Raw genomic sequence first — 24,388 nt, forward strand, 5'->3', positions numbered from 1 at the left:
AGAGCCATGCGCGGCGCGCCTCTGGAGCCTGCAAAGCGCCTACAATAGCGTTTTTACCCAATTCGATTCAGGAGTGTTCCATGTCTATCGTGACCACCGCAACCGGCCTCAAGTACGAGGACCTGACCGAAGGCACCGGCGCTGAAGCCAAAGCCGGCCAGACCGTCAGCGTGCACTACACCGGCTGGCTGACGGACGGCCAGAAGTTCGATTCGAGCAAGGACCGCAATGACCCGTTCGCCTTCGTGCTGGGCGGCGGCATGGTCATCAAGGGCTGGGACGAAGGCGTCCAGGGCATGAAGGTCGGCGGCGTGCGCAAGCTGACGATTCCGCCGCAACTCGGCTACGGCGTGCGCGGTGCAGGCGGCGTGATTCCGCCGAACGCAACGCTCGTGTTCGAAGTGGAACTGCTCGACGTCTAAGCTTCGCGGCGGTCGGCTGGGCCGGTTTGTAGTGTGTTCCGGCCTGACTGCCTCGCGCTGCGCTCGCCTGCTGTACGACGCTGCGGTACAACGCTCATGAACCCGCATCACCACGCTCCCGTTACCGGACCCGGCGTCGCGTTGCGCCGCTATGGCGCGATCGAGGCCACCGATCTGCACGATTTTCACCAGATCGTGCTCGGGCTCGACGGTGCGATGGAGATGTCGGTCAACGGCGTGGGCGAGCGCATCGACCAATGTTCGGCCTGGCTGATTCCCGCCGGCGCGCAACATGACTATGTCGGTATCGGCGAGAACTGCCAGCTCGTGCTGGATCTGCCGGCGGCCTCGCTCGCGATACCCGAGCGCCTGTTCGATTCGGCGCGCGCCGTGCAAATCGATCCCGCGCTGACGGCGCTCGTGCGTCAGATCGCGCAACGTGCATCGAATGCCTCGCCTTCTGCTTTACCGCCAGCCGTGCAGGACGCCGATACCAACCTGCGTGCGCGGCGTTTTCATTGGGATGCTTCGGCGCGTCTGTGCGCCGCTGTCATCGCGCAAACCGGCATTGCCACGGACGCCACATCGGCGGCGGCAACCGGACTCGATTTCGCGCGCATCGACCGCTGGCTGCGCGCGCATCTGGCCGAGCCGCTACGTATCGCCGATCTCGCCGCGCATTGCGGCTTCGGCATGCGGCGTTTTCATCAGCTATTTATCGAAGCGTTCGGCGAAACGCCACACCGTTATTTACAACGGTTGCGGCTCGATACGTCACTCGCCTTGCTCGCGGACCCGCGCCGCTCGCTCACGCAGATCGCGCTTGAAGTGGGATTCGGCGATCAAAGCGCTTTCACGCATGCGTTTACGCGGCGCTTCGGGCTCGCACCCGGGCAATGGCGCGCGCTGCCTGCGCATTAAGCGCCTGCGTTTCCCGCCTTTATTTCTTGCAGCGCTGATTTCCGCGTTTGCCGGTTCGCGTCTGAAACTCGCAAAATTAAAACAAGAATAATCTCAAGACTCCACATCGATTTATCGATATTCAGATTCAAATCCATAATCTCGACTTTGATATAAAACAATACCAATTTAAGTCATCTGTATTGACTGGATTTAATCAACAAAAATCCACAGATTAATTCACCTCTTTTCAATAGCATCACAGTCCTTGTCTATCGCCACTTGATCAAGGAGTCTTACCGTGTCGCGACGCGAATTCCTGAAGCGCACCGCCTTTGCCCTGCCCGCCGCGGCAGTCGGTTCGACGTTGAGCCTGCCCGCCCGCTCAGCAGGCTTGCTGACCAATCTGAAGTATCAGGCACTCGTCCCTGAGATTTACCAATCCGTACCGAAACCTCCGGTTTATACCAAGGCGATTGTGATTGGCAGCGGCTTCGGCGGCGCTATTTCCGCGCTGCGTCTCGCAAAAGCCGGCATTCGGACTACCGTTCTGGAACGCGGCTCGCGCTGGCCGACCAGCGCCTGGCGACAAACCTTCGCCAGCGATGTGCTGCCCGATGGCCGCGGTTATTGGCAACGCACGAAAGCAAAAGAACTCAATACGCTCACGTATTTTTTTGATTATTTCAACGGCGTTTTCGATGTCACCTCATGCGATACCATCGACGTCTGGCGCGCAGCCTGCGTGGGTGGCGGCTCGGTCGTGTTCACCGGTTGCATGATCCAGCCGCAGCAACGCTATTTCGATGCCATCTTCAAGGGTCTCGTGAACTGGAACGAGATGAACACCACGTACTATCCGCGCGTACGTGCGATGCTCAACCTGAATCCCATGCCGGCCGATATCTACAACTCCGGGCCATTTGGCCATTCGCGGGTCTGGGATCAGCAGGCCGCCAAGGCGGGCTTCAGCACGGCGCAGACCGACTCGATTTTCAACTGGGACATCGTGCGCAGCGAGATGAAAGGCGGCACGCGTGCTTCGGCGACGATCGGCGAAAGCAATCTTGGCAATAGCAACGGCGCCAAATTCGACCTGAACCAGAATTACTTGAAGCAGGCCCAGGCCACCGGCAATGTCACCATCTATCCGTGTCACGAAGTCTCGCAGATCACCTACGACGGCTCGCGCTATGTGCTGACCACGATGAAGTACGCGCCCGACGGCACCGTGACGGATCGCTATCAACTCAGCTGCGACTATCTGTTTCTCGCGGCGGGCTCGATCGGCAGCAGCCAGTTGATGGTCGGTGCGCGCGACCGGGGAGATCTGCCGCGCCTGAACGAATACGTGGGTACCGGCTGGGGCACCAACGGCGACACACGGGTCGTTCGTTCATTCTCCCCGATCAAAGGCATCGTCCAGGGCGCGCCCTGCGCGTCGATGCTGCACCAGCCAGGCGCCCTGCCGACCACGCTGGAAAACTGGTACACGCCGGGCGTGCCCGTCAACGTCGGCATGATCGGCTCGCTCGGCATGGGTTTCGATCAGACCAATCGCGGCAACTTCGTCTACAACCGCGCGACCGGCAAGGTCGAACTCAAATGGCCTGCGGCGGGGAATAACGATGTCATCGCCGTGGCACGCCAGATCAACAACAAGATCGCAAACGCCAGCAATGCATTGCCGGGCGTGCCGCTGCTTGCGCCGGACGTGGACGGGTCGTTTACCGCTCATCCGCTGGGCGGCCTCGTCCTCGGCAAGGCAACCGACGCGTGGGGGCGCATCGAAGGCTATCCGCGTCTGTATGCCATGGATGGCTCGCTGATTCCTGGCTCGACCGGCGCCGTCAATCCGTCGCTGACGATCTCGGCACTGGCCGAACGGAACATCGAAAAAATCATTGCTACGGACTTCTGATCAATGAACTTGCTTCGCACCGCGATGCGTACGTTGAGCGTCGCGTCCATCGTGCTTTTGATTGCGGCGTGTGGGCAGCAGGATTCCACTACGCCGCCGGTCGCCACCGCACTGTCACCCGCAGCAACGGCCGTGGCGCCTGCCGCCATCGGTGCGAACAGCTTCAACGCGCAAACCAGCGATACGAATCCAACCGCGCTACCGGCGGACTGCGAAACCTATCTGATGAAGATCGAAGCGTGCGTGGCGAAACTCGGTGTGCAGAGCGAAACGGGCCGTCAACTCAAGGAAGGCGCGGACGAAGCACGGCGCGAATGGGCGAAATCGGAAGACCGCACTTCCGTTGGCCAGATGTGCCGGCAAGCGGTCGTGGATTTCGCCCAAGGCGCTACTGAAGTCGGTTGCTCTTGAGCGACGTGCTGCGGCTTCACTCGAAGCGATATTCCCACTGCGCCTGCGCACCCACCGCCAGGCGCTTGCCCGCACCATTCACCACGATCGCGTTCTGCCCGAACGTGAGGCCGCCGTCCACGCGTGCATCGGCGCGAAACGTCTGTAGCGTATCGAGCGGTTCGGCCGGCCATTGCGCGTCGTGCTCGCCGGTCAGTTGATCGATGGTCGTAATCGGGCAGCGCGCGCAAGGCTTCACGAAACGCAGCACCACATCGTCGTGGCCGGCTTCGTCTTCGATCGACAGCGTGTCGATAAAGTCTTCGTCGAACGCCTCGCCCGCATCGCCAACGACGATATTCGGACGAAAGCGGCTCATCGGCACCGGCGAGGCGCCCTTTGCCGCAAGACGCTCGTTCAGATCCGCCAGCGACGATTCGCTCGTAACGAGAATCGGATAACCATCGGCAAACTGCGTGGGCGCGTCTTCGTCGAGCGTCCATTTTTTGCTCGCCAGACGCGTGACATCCTGCGCGAAACGCACGAGCCGCACCGGCGCGCCCAGTGCGCGCGAGAACCACTGCGCGGCTTGATCGCCTTCGTCGAGCGCATCGAAGCGGTCTTTCCAGACTGTCGCGGGCACGCGCGCTTCATCGCCGCGCGGCGCGAACGGCAGCAGCAGCGGCGCATCCATGCCGTCCATCGTGAGCAACACGCCCTCAGCCTCGAAGCTCGGAACGATGCGCGCCATGGCCGCGTATTCGCGCTGCGAAACAAAGCGTCCCGTTGCGTCCACAACCATCCAGTGACGATCCCACCTCAGCCCTTCCACGTCGAGTTGCGCGTGATCGAGCGCAATCGCGCCGCACGATTTCACCGGATAGACGAACAAGCCACGAATCACCGCCATGATGCTTTCACTCCAAAGTTAACACCTTGCAGACGCAAAAAAGCCCGCTTGTGCGTCAGCGTAGGCTGACCCGCAAGCGGGCTTTCGATGCGATCACGGCAAGCGCGGGCTTGCACCCGCACCCGCCGCCGCGTCCATTACTCCACCGACAGTTGCAGGTGAAGCTGCGAACGCGTGCCGCCGTCCTGCGCGTCGCTCGCGGCGTCGCGATCCGACTGCGATTGCGGCGCGAGACGCGCGGTCTCGATGTTGTCGAGATAGGCGCTGGTGATATCGCCGGTGATGTATTCGCCGTCGAAGCACGAAGCCTCGAACTCGCCCAGTTCCGGGTTGATATCGCGCACGGCCTTCTTGAGCGATTCCACGTCCTGATAGACGAGGTGATCGGCGCCGATGATGCGCGCGACTTCCTCATCCGTGCGGCCATGCGCCACCAGTTCGCCGCGCGTGGGCATGTCGATGCCGTACACGTTCGGGAACTTCACGGGCGGCGCCGCCGAAGCGAAGATCACCTTGGTCGCGCCCGCATCGCGCGCCATCTGCACGATTTCCTGCGAAGTCGTGCCGCGCACGATCGAGTCGTCGATGATCAGGACATTCTTGCCCTTGAACTCGATGCCCATGGCGTTGAGCTTCTGGCGCACCGACTTCTTGCGCATCGCCTGGCCCGGCATGATGAAGGTGCGGCCCACGTAGCGGTTCTTGAAGAAGCCTTCGCGGTATTCGACGCCCAGTTTGTTCGCCACCTGCATTGCGGCGGGACGCGACGAATCGGGAATCGGCATGACCACGTCGATCTTCACATCGGGCAGTTCGCGCTGGATCTTCTCGGCGAGATAGTCGCCCATGCGCAGACGCGCGTTGTAGACCGGCACGCCGTCGAGCACCGAATCCGGACGCGCGAGATACACGAGTTCGAAGATGCAGGGGTTGAGCTTCGGTGCCGTTGCGCACTGCTGCGAGTGGAACTTGCCGTCGAAGTCGATAAAGATCGCTTCGCCCGGACGCACGTCACGCACGAATTCGAAACCGATACCTTCGAGCGCCACCGATTCCGAAGCCAGCATCCATTCCGTGCCTTCCGGCGTTTCCAGCTTGCCGATACACAGCGGACGGATACCGAACGGATCGCGGAACGCGAGCAGACCGAAACCGGCGATCACCGAAACGATCGCGTACGAGCCGCGCAGACGGCGATGCACGCCCGACACCGCCTTGAACAGCGTTGCCGGATCGAGTTCGAGGCCGGTGGTGGCGAGCTGAACTTCGTGCGCGAGCACGTTGAGCAGCACTTCGGTATCGGAATTGGTGTTCACGTGACGGCGATCGACACGGAACATCTCTTCTTTCAACTGTTGCCAGTTGGTGAGATTACCGTTGTGCGCGAGCACGATGCCGAACGGCGCGTTCACGTAGAACGGCTGGGCCTCTTCTTCGCTCGACGCCGAACCGGCCGTCGGGTAACGCACCTGGCCGATACCGCTGGTGCCGGGCAGGCTACGCATGTTGCGCGTGCGGAACACGTCGCGCACCATGCCGTTGGCCTTATGCATGTGGAACGTGCTGCCGTCCGCGGTGGCAATGCCGGCCGCGTCCTGGCCGCGATGCTGCAGGAGCAGCAGGGCGTCATAGAGGAGCTGATTGACGGGGGAGCGGGAAACTACGCCTACGATGCCGCACATGGCAGGTCCTTCAAAAAAGCGAAATCGGTAACGACGCGGTGACGGCAGCCGGCAAAGCCGGCGCCAGGCGCCGCGAAGGGGCAGTACTGGCGTTCAGTACGTGCCTTCGGTCCGGCCCTGCGTCCGCGCGATCAGCTTCTGATCAGACGTGAACGTAGGACGCGAGTGTCTCGGGCAACAGCGGTTTCAGTTCGTGCACGCCCTGCTCGGCATACGGCCGCAGCAGCGCATTGCGCCAGAAGTCCTGCTGGGGCAGCTCGGTCAGTCCGGCAAGGACGACGAGAATCAGCACCAGCACGACGCCTCGCACGAGGCCGAACATCATGCCGAGCGAGCGGTCCACACCGGACAATCCACTCACCTGAACAATCCGGCTGAGCAGCGCATTCGCCACACTGGCGACCAGCACCACGGCGATCACCACCAGCGCAAACGCGATCAGCCACTGGGTCAGCGCGCCGCCCGGCCAGGTCGCCGGAATAAAAGGCACCACGCGATCCACATAGCGGCAGGCCACGATAAACGCCGCGATCCAGCCGATCAGCCCAAAAATCTCGCCGATGAGGCCCCGCCACGCGCCTCGCAGCGCGGACAGACCAATCACCGCCATTACAGCGTAGTCGAATGCCGTGAACATCGATGGCTTATTCGGCGTTGCCGTTCGAACCGGACGCCAGCCCCGCGCCGCGCACCTTGGCGATCGCCTCCGAGGCGGCCGCGCGGTCCGGGAACGGACCCGCGCGCAACAGGGTGCGCGTGGAGCCGTTGGCTTCCTTGCGTTCTTCGGTATATGCGGGTACGCCCGCCGCTTTCAACTTGCTGACCCAGCGGTTTGCTGCGGCGGCGTCCGGGAACGCGCCCAGTTGCACCGCGAAGCGCGCACCCGGCGGCGCGGCAGGCGTGCCGGCGTCGCTATTGGCGCTGCTGTCGTTGTTCGATGCGCTCGACGTGGTGGATTGCGCAGGTTTGGCGGCCGGCTGGGCAGGCTTTGCAACCGGCTTCGGCGCCTGGGCGATCTGTGTCTGCGTTTGCGTTTGCGTCTGAGCCGGCTGCGCGGCGGCGGGCGCCGGTTTGGACGGCGCAGCCTGAGCGGCTTGCGTGTTCTGTGCGGACGCGTTGGCGGAATTCGCCGCGGCGAGGCCCGACGCTCCCGGCGCGGCTTCAGGCGCGGCGGGATTATCGGGTGCGACACCGGCCTGGGTATCCTCGTCGTCGTCGCGCGCAGCGTTTTTCGGCGCGGGATGACTCGGGATGTCGATGGCGATGTCGTCGGTGACGGGCTTCGGGTGGGAATCCAGCACCATCGGCAGGATCACGATGGCGGCCAGCACCAGCGCGATCGCACCGACCAGGCGGCGGCGCGCACGCTGCTTTTCCGGCAGCGTGGGATCGAGGAGCATGGCCTCGGCGTCGCGGGTGCGCTCGGGCCGGCGGCTACGCCGCTCCACGCGCGTGTTCTGACTGCTCCGCCGGGTGGTGGAGCCCGCTTCGGCACCGCGTCGGCGGGGCGCGTCGTCTTTCTTGCCGAACGAGAAAATTCCCATGTATGGCTGCTTTTTGCCTGTGCGTGGCGGCTTGCAGGGTGCCGCGCGATCAGTGCTGCTGTGACTTCCGCCAGGCCATGACGCCGGCGACTGTCAGAAAACTCCCGAAAACAACGATTCTATCATTTTCGGTAGCCCGTTTTAGCGCTTCTTGAAACGCTTGCGCTGGCGTTTCGTAGCGCGTGACGCTGCTGTCGGCGCCCTCTTCCACGCCAACGTCGCGCAATACGTCCTCAAGTTCCTGCGCCGATGCCGCGCGCGGTCCCGGCAGGCCCGTCACGCACCAGTGATCGACCTCGTCCTTCAGATGATTGATCACGCCCGCGATGTCCTTGTCGCGCATGGCGCCAAAAACCGCGTACGTGTACGGAAAATAGCCCATGCTGCCGAGATTTTGCCCGAGCACGGCGGCGGCGTGCGGATTGTGCCCCACATCGAAAATGATCGCGGGCTTGCCCGGCAGCACCTGGAAACGGCCCGGCAATTCGACGTTGGCAAGACCCAGACGGATGTCCTGCGCCGAGACCGGCAGGCGGTCGCGCATCGATTCGAGCGCGGCCAGCGCCGCCGAAGTATTGATCAGTTGATTCGCACCACGCAGCGCAGGATAGGCTAGCGCCGAACGGCGCTGCGTCGGGCCGACATAGCTCCATTGCTGACGCTCGTTGCCAGGCGCGCCTTCATAGCGGAAATCGCGGCCGAAGAGCCACAGTTCCGCGCCGATCGCTTCGGCATGGTCGATCAGCGTCTGCGGCGGCAGCGGGTCCGAGCAGATCGCCGGGCGGCCCGCGCGGAAGATGCCCGCTTTCTCAAAAGCGATCTTCTCGCGCGTATCGCCGAGGTATTCGGTGTGATCGAGGTCGATGCTCGTGACGATCGCGCAATCGGCATCGAGAATGTTCACGGCGTCCAGGCGGCCGCCCAGACCCACTTCGAAGATCACGGCGTCGAGCCCGCGCGAGGCGAACAGATGCATGATCGCGAGCGTCGTGAATTCGAAATAGGTGAGCGAAACCGGCGTGGCGAGCGCATTGCGCGCGGCTTCCACGGCCTCGAAGTGCGGCAGCAGATCGGCGTCGCTGGCCTGCTGGCCGTCGATACGCGCGCGTTCGTTGAACGCCAGCAGATGCGGCGACGTGTGGCAGCCGACGTGATAACCGGCCTTCAGCAGAATCGTTTCCAGAATCGCGCAGGTGGAACCCTTCCCGTTGGTCCCGCCGACCGTGAAGATCGGGCAGGCAAACTTCAGGTTCAGTGCGTCCTTGACCTGGCTGATGCGGCCGAGGCCCATGTCGATGCCAACCGGATGCGCGGTTTCGAGATGCGTGAGCCACGCGTCGAGGGTGGGAAAAGTACTCATCGGGACGTTTGCGGAGTGATTCGGAAAGTACGGCGCGATTCAGTCAAGGCCTGTCGAAGCCGACCGGCACGCTTCGAAAACACGGCATTATCGCGGAAATGACAACGCGCCGCTTGCTTTCGCTTGCGGCGCGTCTGACACGGGGCGGAATCATGAAGTTCCGCACCCGCCTTGATCACTGCTTGCAGCTACGCTCAGGCCACCGCGTCGGCGGGCTGGCGCTGCATGATCGCCATCAACTGGGCGATTTCCTCACGCAGCTTGCGACGGTCGACGATCATGTCGATCGCGCCCTTCTGCAGCAGGAATTCCGAACGCTGGAAGCCTTCCGGCAGCTTTTCGCGCACGGTCTGCTCGATCACGCGCGGGCCGGCAAAGCCGATCAGCGCCTTCGGTTCGGCGATCACCACGTCGCCCAGGAAGGCGAAGCTCGCCGACACGCCGCCCATGGTCGGGTCGGTCAGCACCGAGATGAACGGCAGCTTGGCTTCCGACAGCTTGGTCAGCATGGCCGTGGTCTTGGCCATCTGCATGAGCGACAGCAGGCTTTCCTGCATACGCGCGCCGCCCGAAGCGGTGAAGCAGATGAACGGCACTTGCTGTTCGAGCGCGGTCTGCGCGCCGCGCGCGAAACGCTCGCCAACCACCGAACCCATCGAGCCGCCCATGAACGAAAACTCGAAGCAGGCGACCACGCACGGCAGCGTGTGGATCGCGCCGCCCATGACGACCATCGCGTCGGTTTCGCCCGTATCGTCCATCGCTTCCTTGATACGGTCCGGGTACTTGCGGCTGTCCTTGAACTTCAGCGCGTCGACCGGAACGATTTCCTGGCCGAGTTCATAGCGGCCTTCCGGATCGAGCAGTGCGTCCAGACGCTCGCGCGCATTGATGCGCATGTGGTGGTCGCACTTCGGGCAGACGTGGAGGTTCGCTTCGACATCGTTGCGGTACAGGACCGCTTCGCACTTCGGGCACTTGATCCACAGACCTTCCGGAATGCTCTTGCGGCTTTTCGGATCGGTTTGCTTGATCTTGGGCGGCAGCAGTTTATCGAGCCAGCTCATTGTTGTTTCTTCCTTCATCGTGATGCGCGGGCGCGGCGGCCGGTTCTATACGGCAGTCATTTCGACCGGGTTCCGACCCCGGCCGCGCATGGCGAAAAGTGGATTTTACAGCAGTCTCGTAACTAGTCTCTAGCCGCGCTCATCAGCGTTTGTCGGAGATGGCGTCAAGCGCCGTCCGAATATCGGCGATGAACTGCGTGAGTGCTTCTGCTGCAGTGTCAGGCGATGCCTTCTCGAGCAGTTGCACGATACGGCTGCCGATCACCACGGCGTCCGAGACTTCGGCCACTGCAGCCGCTGTCTGGGCGTCGCGAATCCCGAAGCCCACGCCAACGGGCAACGGCACGCGGGCCTTGATCGCCGGGATTTTACTCGCGATGCTGGCGACGTCCAGATTCGCTGCGCCCGTGACGCCTTTGAGCGACACGTAATAGACGTAGCCGCTGGCAATACGGCCCACCGCCGCGATGCGCGCGTCGGTCGAGGTGGGCGCGAGCAGGAAGATCGGATCGATGTCCGCGGCCTTCATCTTCGCGGCGAAATCCTCCGATTCCTCGGGCGGATAGTCGACCACCAGCACGCCGTCTACGCCCGCTTCCTGCGCGGCGGCCGCGAAAGCCTGTGCGCCCATGCGCTCGATCGGGTTGGCGTAGCCCATCAGCACGACGGGCGTTTCGTTGTCGGTTTCGCGGAAGCGCTTGACGTCGGCCAGCACGCTCTTGAGCGTGACGCCCTTGGCCAGCGCGCGTTCGGACGACTGCTGGATCACCGGGCCATCGGCCATCGGGTCGGAGAACGGTACGCCCAGTTCGATCACGTCGGCGCCGCCGGCGGCGAGCGCGTGCATGAACTCGACCGTGCGGGCCGGATCGGGGTCGCCTGCCGTCATGAACGGGATCAGGCCTTTCTTGCCGGAGGCGGCCAGCGCCTCGAATTTGCTCTTGATGCGGGACATTTCAGGGTCCTCAGATTCGGTGATACTGCGCGGCGCCAAACAGGGCGGGCGGCGGCACTGCCTGACTTGACTCAGACGTCTGCCGCCACGCTCGCCGACATCGCGGACGCAGGTGCCGCAGGCTCTGCCTGTGCGGCCAGACTCACGCGTTCGCGCGCGATCGCGCAGTAACTTTCATTGATTTCATAGCCGACGAATTCGCGCTTCTGACGCGCGCAGGCGACTGCCGTGGTGCCGCTGCCCATGAACGGGTCCAGCACGCGGCCGCCCGGCGGGCAGCTCGCAAGCACCATGCGCTCGACGATTTCCAGGGGCTTCTGGGTCGGATGATCGACGCGTTCCGCGTGCTGGCGATGCAGCCGCGAAACGGACCAGACGTCCTTGGGGTTGTAGCCGAGCTCCAGCCACCTGCTGCCTTCGAAGATTTTCCGCGAACGCGCCTTCTTCGTGGCGGCATCGTACGGGATGCGGACGGGATCGAGATCGAAGTAATAGCCCTTCGACACCGCGAAGAAACCGATGTTGTCGTGCACCGAGGTGAAACGGCGGGTCGTGCCGCCCATGCTGGGAACGCGACGATCCCAGACGATCTCGTTAATCATCGTCATTTTCGACTTCAGATACACGAAGATCTCGGGCGCGTATTGCCAGGTGCAAAACACATAGAGCGAACCGCTGGCTTTCAACTTAGGAATCGCCAGATCGAGCCACTCGTAGGTCCAGGAGAGGAAATCCTCGCCCGAACGCTTGTCGGAGTCGTTGCCGTAGTCCTTGCCGAGCCCATAAGGCGGGTCGGCGACGATCAAGTCGATCGAGGCATCGGGCAAGTTCGCCGCATCGGTCAGAAAATCGCGGTTCAGAAGCCGGATTGTTTCGGGCACCGTAGGCAGGGCGAGCGCCACCGCCGCCACTTCTTCCGCGGCGGGAATGCTCACAACTTCACTCACGGGCGCCGGCATTTCCGGCTCGTCGAACTCGTCACGCATCGCTACTGTTGCTCCGGGCGCTTAGAACTGGATGCCCGATCGCTCGGCGACCGTGTGCATGTCCTTGTCGCCGCGGCCCGACAGGTTCACCAGCAGAACCTTGTCCTTGGGCAGCGTCGGCGCGAGCTTCGCCGCGTAGGCGAGCGCGTGGCTCGATTCGAGCGCCGGAATGATGCCTTCGATGCGGCAGCAGTCGTGGAACGCCTTGAGCGCTTCCTCGTCGTCGACGGTCACGTACTGCGCGCGGCCGCTGTCCTTGAGCCACGCGTGCTCGGGACCCACGCCCGGGTAGTCGAGACCGGCCGAAACCGAATGCGTTTCGATGATCTGGCCGTTTTCGTCCTGCAGCAGGTAGGTGCGGTTGCCGTGCAGCACGCCCGGCGTGCCGGCCGCCAGCGAAGCGGCGTGGCGCCCCGTTTCCATGCCGTCACCGGCCGGTTCGACGCCGATCAACTGCACCGAACTATCGTCGATATACGGGTAAAAGATGCCCATCGCGTTCGAACCGCCGCCCACGCAGGCAATCACGGCGTCAGGCTGACGGCCGGTGATTTCCGGCATCTGCACGCGGCATTCGTCGCCGATCACGCGCTGGAAGTCGCGCACCATCATCGGGTACGGATGCGGGCCCGCCACGGTGCCGATGATGTAGAAGGTGTTTTCGACGTTGGTGACCCAGTCGCGCATGGCTTCGTTGAGCGCGTCCTTGAGCGTGCGCGAGCCCGATTCGACCGGCACGACCGTCGCGCCGAGCAGCTTCATGCGGTAGACGTTGGCGGCCTGACGGCGCACGTCTTCGGCGCCCATGTAGACCACGCACTCCATGCCGAAGCGCGCCGCGATCGTGGCCGTGGCCACGCCGTGCTGACCCGCGCCGGTTTCGGCGATCACGCGCGGCTTGCCCATGCGGCGGGCGAGCAGCGCCTGGCCGATCACGTTGTTCACCTTGTGGGCGCCCGTGTGGTTCAGGTCTTCGCGTTTGAGGTAAATCTGCGCGCCGCCCACCATCTCGCTCCAGCGCTGCGCGTGATAGATCGGCGACGGACGGCCGACAAAATGCTTCAATTCGCGCTGATATTCAGCGACAAACTCGGGATCGTCCTTGAACTTCGCGTAAGCCACGCGCAGTTCCTCGATCGCCTGCATCAGGGTTTCGGCAGCGAACACGCCGCCATATTGGCCGAAATGGCCTCGTTCATCGGGCAAATTGTACATAAGTCACTCGCTCGGCCAATCAGCGCGCCTTGCCTTGCGCAAGGGCTGACCAGCCAAAGAAATTATCCCGCGTCCGCTTCGCGCACTGCGCGTACGAACGCCGCCATGCGGGCGTGATCCTTCACGCCCTTCGCGCCCGGAACCTCGATGCCACTGGAGACATCGACGGCGAACGGACGCACCTGGCGAATCGCATCACCGACGTTTTGCGCGTTCAAGCCACCACTCAAAACGGCCCGACGCGCGAGCCCTGCGGGGATAAGTGACCAATCGAAGACCTTCCCGCCACCGCCGTAACCATCGACATGAGTGTCGAACAGCAGGCCGCTGGCTGATGAATAACTGTTTGCCGATTCTATCAAATCAGTCTGCCGAGTATCCGCCGCCACTCGCAGCGCCCGCAACCAGGGCAAACCGGCAACGGCCGCCAGCGCCTCGCACTGACGCGGGGTTTCGTCGCCGTGGAACTGCAGCAGCGTCAGCGAGACATTGCTCGCCACTTCGCTGATCCATTCCGGCGTGGCGTTCACGAACAGCCCCACCACCGAAACGAACGGCGGGATATCGTGCGTCAGCTCGACGGCCTGCGCGACGCTCACCGAGCGCGCGCTCGGCGGATAGAACACGAGGCCGATGGCGTCGGCGCCCAGGTCGATGGCGTGCGCAACCGCTTCGGGCGTCGACAGCCCGCAAAGCTTGATGCGGGTGCGGTGCTCGGCGACGATGGGCTCGGCTGACGTCATAGCAGGTAATTTGATTGAAATCGGGTTAATTGAACGCGTGTTCGGCGAACTTCGTGGCGATTAGCCGTCTGAAGCTGCCTCAAGTTGCCTCAGGCCGGATCGGTCCAGACCGTGCTCCACGGCACGCTGGCCGTTTGCGCCGCAGGAACGGCGAACTCGTCAGGATAACCCACTTGCGCGAGATAAAGGCCGTCCGGCATGAAGGTCGGCGCGGCCTTGCTGCGATCGAGCCCCGCCAGTATTTCGGCCATCCATGCGGCGGGATAGCGCCCGCGCCCCACCGCCACGAGGCAACCCATCAGGTTGCGCACCATGTGATGCAGGAAGGCGTTGGCGCGAAAACGGAAGTGGATGAAGTCGACCTGCGGCCGGATATCGATTTGATACAGATGCTTGACCGGCGTCTTCGACTGGCATTCCGACGAACGAAACGCCGAAAAATCATGCTCGCCGATCAGACATTGGGCGGCCTCGCGCATCGCATCGACGTCGAGCGGCGTGTGAATCCAGCCCGCGCGGCTCGCCAGCATCGGCGAGCGCACCGGATTCACGTAGAGCACGTAGTAATAGGTGCGCTCGAAGGCGGCAAAGCGCGCGTGAAACGCTTCGGGCATCGGCTTCGCCCATTGCACCGCCACCGTCGAGGGCAGGAACGCATTGGTGCCGCGCACCCACGAGAACGGCGTGCGGTCGAGATCGGTGTCGAAATGCACGACCTGGCCGAGACCGTGCACGCCCGTGTCGGTGCGGCCCGCGACCACCGTGGCCAGCGGCACGGTAGCGAACTCGCGCAGCGCGCGTTCGAGCGCGTCCTGCACGGTCTTGCCGTGCGGCTGCGACTGCCAGCCGCAGAACGCGGCCCCGTCGTACTGGATTCCTAGCGCGATACGCATACGTCAGGCGGCGCTCAGGACAGCGGCGAGAGCGTGGACAGCAGCGCCTGCGCATCGGCGCGCGTGGCGTGGTCGTTCGACTCGATCACTTCGTTGATGAGCGCGCGCGCGCCTGCGAGATCGCCCAGATCGATGTATTCGTGGGCGAGATCGAGCTTGTTGCGCGCAATACGCGACAGTTGCTCCGGCGTGAAGACGGGCAGCGGATCGGCGGAATCGGGCGGCAGGTTCAGGTCGAAATCGAGCGAGAGCGTGCCGAAGCGCGGCGTACCCATGGGCGGCGCGCCGATCGGCGACGAACCCATCGCGGCGGCGAGACCAGCGATCGAGCCGAGACCGGCCATGCCGGCTTCGATGGCGGCGCCCGCCGGCGGCGCGGGCGGCTCGGCCGGCGGCAGCGACTGGCGCGCAATCGTCTCCGGCGCGGCGACCGGTGTGGCGCCAAAGGAGAAGGCGGGCATGCCGCTGGTCTGCGGGAAATCAGGCACATCCACGCGCGGCGGCAGCATGTCGAGACTGCCAAGCGCGTCTACTGCGGACTGCGGAAACTCTTTCGGTACTTCCAGTTGGGCCATTTCTTGTTCTTGGGAAACTGCGGGAACGTCTGGTACTGCGGGTGCTGCGGATACCACGTGTTCGGCTTCGGGCGCCGACGGCTCGGCCGGGATTTCGTGATCGAGCGGTTGCGGTTCTTCGGTGTGATGTGCAACGGCTGCGTGCGGCTGTTCGACTTCGTCGCCCGGCAGCGTCAACTCGATCGCGCGCAGTTCGGCGCCGATTGCGGCGTGTCCGGCGACGGGCGGTTCGGCTTCGCTTTCCGATTCATTTTCCGATTCATTTGCCGATTCACGTGCCAGTTCTTCGGCTTCGCCGGTCGTGCGCACGCCAGCCAGGCTCTCGGGCGGCAGTGCGGCTGCGCCCAGTTCGGCGGCGGCGGCGAGGCTTGCGGCGCCGGTCGCATCGGCGAGCGATGCCGGTTCGCCCGGCTCGACACCGTGCGGGAGCGCGTCGTGTTCGGTACGGTCCGCGTGCAACTCGGCGGGGCCGTCCGTGGCTTCGTGATGCGCCGATTCGAACGTCGACGGCGGCAAGGCCTCCGCGCCCAGTTCAGCCGCAGCGGCAAGGCTTGCAGCTTCGGCGGCGTGGTCTAGCGCGGAATCGGGATCGGCGTGATGCGCCTGGGTGGCTTCGTGCGCGTCTTCTTCGTGCGTCTGCTGGTACGCGGCGATCGGTGCAAGCGGTGCGATCGGTGCACTCGGTGCCACCGCGGGCGCTGCCGTCTCTTCGGCCGCCGCTGCGCCCTTGCGACGCTTGCGCGTCAGCAGACGCACGATCAGCGCGACGAAAGCGAGCAGAACGGCCGCCACGACGCCCCAGGTGATCGGCGACACTTCAGGCTGCGCCGCGTTCGCGCCCAGCGCCTCGCCGCCAGCCGTCGTGCCATGCACGCCCGGCGTCGCCGCACCACCGGCCACTTGAGCCGGTTTGCCGATGCCGTGCTGCTGCAGCGCCATCAGCACGCGGTTCTTGAGCGCCAGAAGTTGCTGCAGGCTGGAAACCGTCACGGGCGCCGAGGCTGCGCTCGCCGCGCTGGTCGGCGCGACCTGGACCGCGCCGCTCCACGAATGGGCGTCGCTCGACGGCGCCGCCACGGCGGGCGCGCTCGCAGCCATCGTGGCCGATGCGGAGGAAGCCAAAGCCGCGCTGGCCGCGCCAGTTGCGCTCGCGGTAGCTTCAGGCGCCGATGCGAGCGCAGCGCCACTCGCCGCAGCCGTGTTCGCAGCCGCCACGGCGGAAGCCGCAGCAGCTGTGGCGGCAGCAGTCGCGGGCTCGCTGGCCGCCGCGACCGGCGCAGGCGCCGAAGCCGGCGTCACGCCCGAAGCGCCGCTCGCCATATCCGGCGTGCCCGGCACATCCAGCGTCGCGCCTACCTTGAGGCGGCTGGGATCGTGCTTCATGAACGCGTTCGGATTGGCATCGAACAGCGCCTGGCTCGCACGCGCGAGCGTCGTCTTGTCGTGCGACTGGGTTACATCGACCGCAACGTCGTGCAGCGACTGGCCCGGCTGTATCGTGTACCGGCCGATCACCGGCAGCGCCGGCGCCACAGCGGATGCGCCCGAAGCGCCCGACGCAGCAGCAACAGCAGCAGCAGCGCTCGAAGCCTGCGCAGGCGCAGCGCCAGCCGCGGTGGCGGCCTGTGCCCCACCGGCCAGCGCCAGCACCGCAGCGGCGGCAACGGCTTGCATGGCGCGCTGCGCCTTCGTGTTTTGGATAGCCCGATCAGCGGGAACAGAGTCAAGTCGAACGGTCATCAGATGCCCTGGGCACACCGCTCGCGCGGCGGTCGATCAAACGGGAATTCAAGGGGTCGGGCTCGCAGGCCATGCGCGATGGCTGCGAAAATAAAAAAGCGCCGCGACTGGCGCGGCGCTTTTTGCCTGTCTACGCGTCATTAGCCGCGTAGTTTAAATGATTCACTTGTCCAGCAGAATGCGAAGCATGCGGCGCAGCGGCTCAGCAGCGCCCCAAAGCAGCTGATCGCCGACCGTGAAGGCCGACAGATACTCGCCGCCCATCGCCAGCTTGCGCAGGCGGCCAACCGGCACCGACAGCGTGCCGGTCACCTGTGCCGGCGACAGATCGCGCATCGACGCTTCGCGCTCGTTCGGCACAACCTTCACCCAATCATTCGCCGAAGCGAGGATGCCGTCGATCTCGTCGAGCGGCACGTCCTTGTTCAGCTTGATGGTGAGCGCCTGCGAGTGGCAGCGCATCGCGCCGATACGCACGCACAGACCGTCGACCGGAATCGAGCCCGGCTGGCCCATCGCGGGCTTGCCGAGAATCTTGTTGGTTTCCGCGCCGCCCTTCCACTCTTCCTTCGACATGCCGTTGCCGAGATCCTTGTCGATCCACGGAATCAGCGAGCCTGCGAGCGGCACGCCGAACTGGCTGGTGGGCATCGCGTCGCTGTTCATGGTGGCGAGCACCTTGCGGTCGATGTCGAGAATCGCCGACGACGGGTTCGCCAGATCGGTCGCGACAGCCGCGTTGAGCGCGCCCATCTGCGAGAGCAGCTCGCGCATGTTCTGCGCGCCCGCGCCCGACGCCGCCTGGTAGGTCATGGCCGTCATCCAGTCGACGAGGCCTTCGCGGAACAGGCCGCCCAGCGCCATCAGCATCAGGCTGACCGTGCAGTTGCCGCCGACGAAGTCCTTCTGGCCCTTGACCAGCGCGTCCTTGATGACGTTCAGGTTGACCGGGTCGAGGATGATGACCGCGTCGTCCTTCATGCGCAGCGACGAAGCCGCGTCGATCCAGTAACCGGTCCAGCCTGCCGCGCGCAGCTTCGGATACACGTCGTTCGTGTAGTCGCCGCCCTGGCAGGTGATGATGGCGTCACACTTCTTGAGCTCGTCGATGCTGTTCGCATCCTTGAGCTTTGTCTCGTTTTTGGCGTACGACGGAGCCGCGCCGCCTGCATTGCTGGTGCTGAAAAACACCGGTTCGATCAGGTCGAAATCACGTTCTTCCTGCATGCGCTGCATCAGCACGCTGCCGACCATGCCGCGCCAACCTACGAGACCTACGTTCATGACTAACCCTTGATTTGGACACTTCCCCGCTTCGCTCGCCCGGCGTGGCCGCGCGGGGAAGATGAGCGGGCACGACGAGCGATCAACGAATGGTGATCGTTTTGATAATCGTTTTCGTGGTGATGGCGAGCGAAATCGCACGGGCAGTTTTTTCGCCGTGGATGTTCGAAATAATCGTGATCGGGGAGATCGTCGCCATCGGAACAATATACACGAAACAGTTAATTTGCGCGGCAAAAACCGCACTTTCCGCTATTTACGACGCACGTTTAAAGTGCATGAAATAAAAAGGGCACGCCCGCGAAGGCATGCCCTTTGATCCCGCTTTACAGCGCGGCAACCACCGCGTCGCCCATCTCGACCGTGCCCACCTTGCGGCAGTCCGGCGTGACGATGTCGGCGGTGCGATAACCTTGTTCCAGCACCTTCTTGACCGCGGTTTCGATGCGGTCGGCTTGTTCGTCGCGGCCCAGCGAGTAACGCAGCATCATCGCGACCGAGAGGATCGTGGCCAGCGGGTTGGCGATGCCCTTGCCCGCGATATCCGGCGCCGAACCGTGCGACGGCTCGTACAAACCCTTGTTGTTCTTGTCGAGCGAAGCCGAAGGCAGCATGCCGATCGAGCCCGTGAGCATGGCCGCTTCGTCCGAAAGAATGTCGCCGAACATATTGCCCGTGACCACCACGTCGAACGCCTTCGGCGCCTTCACGAGCTGCATCGCCGCGTTATCGACGTACATGTGCGAAAGCTCGACGTCCGGGTATTCCTTCGAGACATCGATCATGATGTCCTTCCAGAATTGCGACGTTTCCAGCACGTTGGCCTTGTCGACCGAGGTCAGCTTCTTCTGGCGCTTTTGAGCCGCCTGGAAGGCCACGTGGGCGATACGGCGCACTTCGGGCTCCGAATAACGCATCGTGTCGAAACCTTCACGCGCGCCCTTGAAGAGACCGTCCGGCGATTCGCGCAGACCGCGCGGCTGACCGAAATAGATGTCGCCGTTCAGCTCGCGCACGATCAGGATGTCGAGGCCCGAAACGATTTCCGGCTTCAGCGACGAAGCGCCCGTCAGTTGCGGATAGCAGATCGCCGGGCGGAAGTTCGCGAACAGTTCGAGGTGCTTGCGCAGACCCAGAATTGCCTGCTCCGGGCGCAGCGCGCGTTCGAGCGAGTCGTACTTCCAGTCGCCCACGGCGCCGAACAGGATCGCATCGGCGGCCTTCGCCAGCGCGAGCGTGGCTTCCGGCAGCGGATGGCCGCTCGCCTCGTAGCCCGCGCCGCCAACGGGCGCTTCTTCCAGCTCGAACTTTTCGTCGAGCGCGTTCAGCACCTTGACGGCTTCCTTGACGATCTCGGGACCAATGCCGTCGCCCGGCAGCACTGCAATCTTCATCCTGGTGTTCCTCGCTGATGTTTCATTGAGCGCGGCGGTTCTAATCGCCGCCGCGCATTCGGACTTGAGCCCGCTTTAAAACCGTGCGCGTTCAGATGACGCGGTTGTTCAGCCACGGCTGGCGCGCGATGCGCTCGGCTTCGTACTGGCGGATCTTGTCGGCGTGACGCAGCGTGAGGCCGATATCGTCGAAACCGTTCAAGAGGCAGTAGCGGCGGAACGCGGCGACGTCGAACGGATACGACTTCGAGCCGTCCGTTGTGCGCACAACCTGTTGCTCCAGATCGATCGTCAGTTCGAAGCCGTTGAACGCGTACGTTTCGTTGAACAGATGATCGACATCCGCTTCGCTGAGCACGATCGGCAGCAGACCGTTCTTGAAGCAATTGTTATAGAAGATGTCCGCGAAGCTCGGCGCGATGATCGCGCGGAAGCCGTACTGGTCGAGCGCCCACGGTGCGTGCTCGCGCGAGCTGCCGCAGCCGAAGTTCTTGCGCGTGAGCAGCACGGAAGCGCCTTGATAACGCGGCTGGTTCAGCACGAAGTCCGGGTTGAGCGGGCGCTTCGAGTTGTCCTGACCCGGCTCGCCGTGGTCGAGGTAACGCCATTCGTCGAAGGCGTTCGGGCCGAAGCCGGTGCGCTTGATCGACTTGAGAAACTGCTTCGGGATGATCGCGTCCGTGTCCACGTTTTCGCGATCGAGCGGCGCTACGAGGCCGGTGTGTACGACAAATTTTTCCATGATCCGTGGCCTCAACCGAGCTTGCGAATATCGACGAAATGACCTTCGATGGCTGCTGCGGCCGCCATCGCCGGGCTCACCAGGTGCGTGCGACCGCCCGCGCCCTGACGGCCCTCGAAATTGCGGTTCGAGGTGGACGCGCAACGCTCGCCCGGCTCGAGACGGTCGGCGTTCATCGCCAGACACATCGAGCAGCCCGGCTCGCGCCATTCGAAACCGGCGTCCGTGAACACCTTGTCGAGGCCTTCCTGTTCGGCTTGCGCCTTCACGAGACCCGAGCCCGGCACCACCATCGCGAGACGCACGTTCGGCGCAATGCGGCGGCCCAGCTTCTTCACGACATAAGCGGCCGAGCGCAGGTCTTCGATACGCGCGTTCGTGCACGAACCGATAAAAATCTTGTCCGGCTTGATCGACTCGATCGGCGTGTTCGGTTCGAGCGCCATGTATTGCAGCGCGCGTTCCATCGCGTCGCGCTTGACCGGGTCCTTTTCGCGCTCGGGGTCCGGCACGCGGGCGTCGATCGACACGACCATTTCCGGCGACGTGCCCCACGTCACCTGCGGCACGATGTCGGCGGCCGAAAGCTCGACCACGCGGTCGAAATGCGCGCCGTCGTCCGAACGGAACTGCTTCCAGTATTCGACGGCCTGGTCCCACTCCGCGCCTTGCGGCGAGAACGGACGGTTCTTCAGATATTCGACCGTGGTGTCGTCCACGGCGACCATGCCGGCGCGCGCGCCGCCTTCGATCGCCATGTTGCAGACCGTCATGCGGCCTTCCATCGTCAGGCCGCGGATCATCGAGCCGCCGAACTCCATGGCGTAACCCGTGCCGCCTGCCGTGCCGATCTTGCCGATGATCGCCAGCACGATGTCCTTCGCGGTGCAGCCACGCGGCAGCGTGCCTTCCACCTTGATGAGCATGTTCTTGCTCTTCTTTTGCAGCAGCGTCTGCGTGGCCAGCACGTGCTCGACTTCCGAGGTGCCGATGCCGTGCGCCAGCGCGCCGAACGCGCCGTGCGTGGAGGTGTGCGAGTCGCCGCAGACGATCGTCATACCCGGCAGCGTCGCGCCCTGCTCCGGACCGACGATGTGCACGATGCCCTGGCGCTGGTCGCTCATCTTGAACTGCGTGATGCCGAAGGCGTCGCAATTCGTGTCGAGCGTGTCGACCTGGAGCTTCGAAACCGGATCGGCGATACCGTGGCTGCGATCCGTCGTGGGCACGTTATGGTCCGAAACGGCCAGGTTCGCGCTGATGCGCCACACCGGGCGCTCGTGCATTTTCAGGCCTTCGAAAGCCTGCGGACTGGTGACTTCGTGCAGCAGATGACGGTCGATATAAAGGATCGTCGTGCCGTCGTCTTCCGTGTGGACCACATGGGTGTCCCACAATTTGTCGTAGAGCGTCTTTGCCATGATATGCGGGGGATGATTTGACTGCGGGGAGGCTTACGTTGTGAATCGATTATGCCACGCAAAATCGCGCTCCTGTAGGCCGTCCGGGTAAAAAAACCGATAAAAAACAGGGAGTTGGGTGGTAGTAGCGATACCTGTATCGATGTTACCCGGCGAGCCGCGCACGCCTTTTTCCGTCCCGCCGAAAGCATCGCGCGAAGCAAAGCCTTTGTTTTTCCGGCGATTTTTTTATCGGATATATGACAAAGCGCTGGCCAGCTCCCGCGCGCGGGCCCGCGCGAAACCGAGGACGCCTTCAACATGAAACGGTGTGAAAGTGCCACATCGGGCACGTCGATTGCGAGACGTGCGCCGCCGCACAAGCGTCCGGATTCAGCTTCAATCACACTGGACACGGAAACCTCGCGGCACGATCAGGCAATCCCGGAGGCCTCATGCCACTCGCAACCCGCTCGCCCCGCAGGACGCTCTTCTGGGCGCCCGCGCACAACATAAGAATCACAACAGGCCAGATCCAGGGACGACATCCGCAGGCACGCGCCCGCACGCGTCTGGCGCGCCCGTCGTCGCTTGCGGTAGCGGCCACGGCTTGTGCGATCGCCGCCTTCGCGCCGCGTGCGCAGGCGCAGACGCCCTCGCCGCTCGGCGAATGGCAGTATTCGGCCGGCATTCCGCTGGAGAAGCTGTACGAGCCCAATCGCCCGAACTTCGAAGCGCGCCTGGGTGTGGGCTCGACGTTCGAGCCGCGCTACGACGGCTCCGACCGCTATCACATGATGGCCGGCCCCAGCATCGATCTGCGTTATAAGGACATTCTGTTCGGCTCGACGGGCGAAGGCTTCGGCGTGAATTTTCTGCAGGGGCCGAACTGGCGCATGAGTATCGCGGCCGCCTACGACCTCGGGCGGCGCGGCCACGACGATCCTTCGCGCCTGAACGGCATGGGCAATATCAATCCCGCACCGCTGATGAAGATCGCGGGCGAATACGTGGTGTCGAAGGATTTCCCGCTGGTGGTGCGCGCGGCGTTCACGCGCAGCTTCGGCGGCTCGAACGGCTGGACCGCGGACCTCGGCACCTATATGCCGTTGCCGGGCAGCAGCCAGACGTTCTACTGGTTCGCCGGCCCGTCCGTCACGTTCGCGGATTCGAACTACATGCAGAGCTGGTTCGGCGTGACCGGGCAGCAGGCGGCGGCGTCGGGGTATCGGCAATACAACGCCAGCGCGGGGCTGAAATCGGCGGGCTTCGGCATCACGATGGTGTACTTCGTGAACAAGCACTGGTTCGTGAGCGCGGACGGCGCCATCAAGCGTCTGCTCGGCAGCGCCGCGCATAGCCCGATCATCCAGACCAAGACGGAAGGCGTCTGCGATCTGTCGATCAATTACCAGTTCTAGAAACACTGCATGAATAAGCGGCCGGCGCGCATGACACGTTGAACTGGCCGCTTACTTATTGCGTTATCAGCCTTCGCTCTTGATACGGCTCTGGATGTGCTGCGCACGGCTCGGCGACGACGGATGCGAGCTCATCATCGAGCTTTGGCCGCCGTCGATCTGCGCGAGCTTCTGGAACGCCGTCACGAGGCCTTCGCGCTTCATGCCTTTCTTCTTGAGCAGATCGTAGGAGTAGTCGTCGGCGGCGCTTTCCTGCGACTGCGAGAACTGCGCGTTGATGAACTTCTCGGTCAGATCGCCGAGTTGCGACGAACTCAGGCTCGAAGCCACCGAATTGCCCGTCGCGCCCGCAGCCGTGCGCGCGGCGCTCACGGTGTAGGCCGTCTGCATCGCCTTCTTCGAGTGGCCCAGCGCAACGTGGCCCATCTCGTGGCCGATCACGCCACGCAGTTCGTCGTCGTTCATCTTGTCCATCAGACCGCTGTAGACGCGCACGCAGCCGTTGCCCATCGCCCACGCGTTGATGTCCTTGGTCATATAGACCTTGTAGTCGATCTTCTGGCCGTTCAGCGTCATGTCGCCGAAGCCGCTCATCACGCGCGTGAGACGCTTGCTATAGGCGCTGTTCGGCGCGGCCACCTTCGACTCCGCGTCGCTCGCCTTGCAGGAGTCCTGCGAGAGCGCGACGATATCGGCGTCCGAGAGGGTGGCGGCCTTGTAGAGCGAGCTGCCCGCGGACAACGCCGCCGTAGGGTCCATGCTTTGCACGCCCGAACAGGCGCTCAATGCCACCGCCATGCCACACGCCAGACCAAGCTGAATCCGTGCCATTCTCATCGTCCTT

General features: G+C 63.7%; 22 protein-coding genes. 5 read left to right on the plus strand and 17 right to left on the minus strand.

Annotation, left to right across the window (positions count from 1 at the left end):
• Positions 1–80: 80 nt before the first annotated feature.
• From G3N59_RS31920 to G3N59_RS31935, 4 genes are all read left to right on the plus strand, one after another.
• A complete protein-coding gene (locus G3N59_RS31920; protein ID WP_205986844.1) occupies positions 81–422 on the plus strand; it encodes an FKBP-type peptidyl-prolyl cis-trans isomerase in 342 nt (113 codons plus the stop codon).
• A gap of 96 nt (positions 423–518) precedes the next feature.
• Positions 519–1,343: an AraC family transcriptional regulator gene (locus G3N59_RS31925; RefSeq protein ID WP_205986845.1), complete on the plus strand. Its 825-nt coding sequence runs from the start codon at positions 519–521 to the stop codon at positions 1,341–1,343.
• Positions 1,344–1,623: 280 nt separating this feature from the next.
• Positions 1,624–3,243 (plus strand): GMC oxidoreductase, encoded by a 1,620-nt coding sequence (locus G3N59_RS31930; protein WP_205986846.1) that lies wholly within the window; start codon positions 1,624–1,626, stop codon positions 3,241–3,243.
• A 3-nt stretch (positions 3,244–3,246) separates the two neighbouring features.
• Positions 3,247–3,654 (plus strand): hypothetical protein, encoded by a 408-nt coding sequence (locus G3N59_RS31935; protein ID WP_205986847.1) that lies wholly within the window; start codon positions 3,247–3,249, stop codon positions 3,652–3,654.
• Between the two features lie 16 nt (positions 3,655–3,670).
• Here the strand turns inward: G3N59_RS31935 and G3N59_RS31940 are convergent, their stop codons facing one another.
• From G3N59_RS31940 to leuC, 16 genes are all read right to left on the minus strand, one after another.
• Positions 3,671–4,543: an MOSC N-terminal beta barrel domain-containing protein gene (locus tag G3N59_RS31940; RefSeq protein ID WP_205986848.1), complete on the minus strand. Its 873-nt coding sequence runs from the start codon at positions 4,541–4,543 to the stop codon at positions 3,671–3,673.
• Positions 4,544–4,680: 137 nt separating this feature from the next.
• Complete coding sequence (gene purF, locus G3N59_RS31945) at positions 4,681–6,225, minus strand: amidophosphoribosyltransferase (protein WP_205986849.1); 1,545 nt, start codon at positions 6,223–6,225, stop codon at positions 4,681–4,683.
• Positions 6,226–6,367: 142 nt separating this feature from the next.
• Positions 6,368–6,862 carry a CvpA family protein gene (locus tag G3N59_RS31950; protein WP_205986850.1) on the minus strand — a complete coding sequence of 165 codons (495 nt, stop codon included), beginning with the start codon at positions 6,860–6,862 and terminating at the stop codon, positions 6,368–6,370.
• 7 nt (positions 6,863–6,869) lie between these two features.
• Entirely contained in the window at positions 6,870–7,769 is a 900-nt protein-coding gene (locus G3N59_RS31955; RefSeq protein WP_205986851.1) for an SPOR domain-containing protein, read from the minus strand.
• 49 nt (positions 7,770–7,818) lie between these two features.
• Positions 7,819–9,129 (minus strand): bifunctional tetrahydrofolate synthase/dihydrofolate synthase, encoded by a 1,311-nt coding sequence (folC, locus tag G3N59_RS31960; RefSeq protein WP_205986852.1) that lies wholly within the window; start codon positions 9,127–9,129, stop codon positions 7,819–7,821.
• A 194-nt stretch (positions 9,130–9,323) separates the two neighbouring features.
• A complete protein-coding gene (accD, locus tag G3N59_RS31965) occupies positions 9,324–10,196 on the minus strand; it encodes an acetyl-CoA carboxylase, carboxyltransferase subunit beta (protein ID WP_205986853.1) in 873 nt (290 codons plus the stop codon).
• A 142-nt stretch (positions 10,197–10,338) separates the two neighbouring features.
• On the minus strand, positions 10,339–11,151 hold the full coding sequence (trpA, locus tag G3N59_RS31970) for a tryptophan synthase subunit alpha (RefSeq protein WP_205986854.1): 813 nt from the start codon (positions 11,149–11,151) through the stop codon (positions 10,339–10,341).
• A gap of 71 nt (positions 11,152–11,222) precedes the next feature.
• On the minus strand, positions 11,223–12,137 hold the full coding sequence (locus G3N59_RS31975) for a site-specific DNA-methyltransferase (protein ID WP_205986855.1): 915 nt from the start codon (positions 12,135–12,137) through the stop codon (positions 11,223–11,225).
• A 21-nt stretch (positions 12,138–12,158) separates the two neighbouring features.
• Entirely contained in the window at positions 12,159–13,352 is a 1,194-nt protein-coding gene (gene trpB, locus G3N59_RS31980; protein WP_205986856.1) for a tryptophan synthase subunit beta, read from the minus strand.
• Positions 13,353–13,414: 62 nt separating this feature from the next.
• Entirely contained in the window at positions 13,415–14,095 is a 681-nt protein-coding gene (locus tag G3N59_RS31985; protein WP_205986857.1) for a phosphoribosylanthranilate isomerase, read from the minus strand.
• 89 nt (positions 14,096–14,184) lie between these two features.
• A complete protein-coding gene (truA, locus tag G3N59_RS31990) occupies positions 14,185–14,988 on the minus strand; it encodes a tRNA pseudouridine(38-40) synthase TruA (protein ID WP_205986858.1) in 804 nt (267 codons plus the stop codon).
• Positions 14,989–15,002: 14 nt separating this feature from the next.
• The gene (locus G3N59_RS31995; protein WP_241024562.1) at positions 15,003–17,237 is read right to left on the minus strand and encodes a FimV/HubP family polar landmark protein; all 2,235 of its coding nucleotides are present in this window, start codon (positions 17,235–17,237) and stop codon (positions 15,003–15,005) included.
• A 228-nt stretch (positions 17,238–17,465) separates the two neighbouring features.
• Positions 17,466–18,587: an aspartate-semialdehyde dehydrogenase gene (gene asd / locus G3N59_RS32000; protein ID WP_205986860.1), complete on the minus strand. Its 1,122-nt coding sequence runs from the start codon at positions 18,585–18,587 to the stop codon at positions 17,466–17,468.
• Between the two features lie 326 nt (positions 18,588–18,913).
• Entirely contained in the window at positions 18,914–19,981 is a 1,068-nt protein-coding gene (leuB, locus tag G3N59_RS32005) for a 3-isopropylmalate dehydrogenase (protein WP_205986861.1), read from the minus strand.
• A gap of 91 nt (positions 19,982–20,072) precedes the next feature.
• The gene (gene leuD / locus G3N59_RS32010) at positions 20,073–20,723 is read right to left on the minus strand and encodes a 3-isopropylmalate dehydratase small subunit (RefSeq protein ID WP_205986862.1); all 651 of its coding nucleotides are present in this window, start codon (positions 20,721–20,723) and stop codon (positions 20,073–20,075) included.
• Between the two features lie 11 nt (positions 20,724–20,734).
• Entirely contained in the window at positions 20,735–22,144 is a 1,410-nt protein-coding gene (gene leuC, locus G3N59_RS32015) for a 3-isopropylmalate dehydratase large subunit (protein ID WP_205986863.1), read from the minus strand.
• Positions 22,145–22,578: 434 nt separating this feature from the next.
• Here leuC and G3N59_RS32020 point away from each other — a divergent pair, with 434 nt between their 5' ends.
• Positions 22,579–23,544 (plus strand): MipA/OmpV family protein, encoded by a 966-nt coding sequence (locus tag G3N59_RS32020; RefSeq protein WP_205986864.1) that lies wholly within the window; start codon positions 22,579–22,581, stop codon positions 23,542–23,544.
• 66 nt (positions 23,545–23,610) lie between these two features.
• Here G3N59_RS32020 and G3N59_RS32025 read toward each other — a convergent pair whose 3' ends face one another.
• Complete coding sequence (locus G3N59_RS32025) at positions 23,611–24,375, minus strand: M48 family metalloprotease (protein ID WP_277397957.1); 765 nt, start codon at positions 24,373–24,375, stop codon at positions 23,611–23,613.
• Positions 24,376–24,388: the final 13 nt, after the last annotated feature.

Origin of the sequence: Paraburkholderia sp. Ac-20340 (assembly GCF_017104965.1) — a bacterium.
GTDB lineage: Bacteria > Pseudomonadota > Gammaproteobacteria > Burkholderiales > Burkholderiaceae > Paraburkholderia.

Coding starts and splice junctions, on each gene's coding strand:
- G3N59_RS31920 (WP_205986844.1), top strand. CDS start 81: ATGTCTATCGTGACCACCGCAACCGGCCTCAAGTACGAGGACCTGACC.
- G3N59_RS31925 (WP_205986845.1), top strand. CDS start 519: ATGAACCCGCATCACCACGCTCCCGTTACCGGACCCGGCGTCGCGTTG.
- G3N59_RS31935 (WP_205986847.1), top strand. CDS start 3,247: ATGAACTTGCTTCGCACCGCGATGCGTACGTTGAGCGTCGCGTCCATC.
- G3N59_RS31940 (WP_205986848.1), bottom strand. CDS start 4,543: ATGGCGGTGATTCGTGGCTTGTTCGTCTATCCGGTGAAATCGTGCGGC.
- purF (WP_205986849.1), bottom strand. CDS start 6,225: ATGTGCGGCATCGTAGGCGTAGTTTCCCGCTCCCCCGTCAATCAGCTC.
- G3N59_RS31950 (WP_205986850.1), bottom strand. CDS start 6,862: ATGTTCACGGCATTCGACTACGCTGTAATGGCGGTGATTGGTCTGTCC.
- G3N59_RS31955 (WP_205986851.1), bottom strand. CDS start 7,769: ATGGGAATTTTCTCGTTCGGCAAGAAAGACGACGCGCCCCGCCGACGC.
- folC (WP_205986852.1), bottom strand. CDS start 9,129: ATGAGTACTTTTCCCACCCTCGACGCGTGGCTCACGCATCTCGAAACC.
- accD (WP_205986853.1), bottom strand. CDS start 10,196: ATGAGCTGGCTCGATAAACTGCTGCCGCCCAAGATCAAGCAAACCGAT.
- trpA (WP_205986854.1), bottom strand. CDS start 11,151: ATGTCCCGCATCAAGAGCAAATTCGAGGCGCTGGCCGCCTCCGGCAAG.
- G3N59_RS31975 (WP_205986855.1), bottom strand. CDS start 12,137: ATGCGTGACGAGTTCGACGAGCCGGAAATGCCGGCGCCCGTGAGTGAA.
- trpB (WP_205986856.1), bottom strand. CDS start 13,352: ATGTACAATTTGCCCGATGAACGAGGCCATTTCGGCCAATATGGCGGC.
- G3N59_RS31985 (WP_205986857.1), bottom strand. CDS start 14,095: ATGACGTCAGCCGAGCCCATCGTCGCCGAGCACCGCACCCGCATCAAG.
- truA (WP_205986858.1), bottom strand. CDS start 14,988: ATGCGTATCGCGCTAGGAATCCAGTACGACGGGGCCGCGTTCTGCGGC.
- G3N59_RS31995 (WP_241024562.1), bottom strand. CDS start 17,237: ATGCAAGCCGTTGCCGCCGCTGCGGTGCTGGCGCTGGCCGGTGGGGCA.
- asd (WP_205986860.1), bottom strand. CDS start 18,587: ATGAACGTAGGTCTCGTAGGTTGGCGCGGCATGGTCGGCAGCGTGCTG.
- leuB (WP_205986861.1), bottom strand. CDS start 19,981: ATGAAGATTGCAGTGCTGCCGGGCGACGGCATTGGTCCCGAGATCGTC.
- leuD (WP_205986862.1), bottom strand. CDS start 20,723: ATGGAAAAATTTGTCGTACACACCGGCCTCGTAGCGCCGCTCGATCGC.
- leuC (WP_205986863.1), bottom strand. CDS start 22,144: ATGGCAAAGACGCTCTACGACAAATTGTGGGACACCCATGTGGTCCAC.
- G3N59_RS32020 (WP_205986864.1), top strand. CDS start 22,579: ATGCCACTCGCAACCCGCTCGCCCCGCAGGACGCTCTTCTGGGCGCCC.
- G3N59_RS32025 (WP_277397957.1), bottom strand. CDS start 24,375: ATGGCACGGATTCAGCTTGGTCTGGCGTGTGGCATGGCGGTGGCATTG.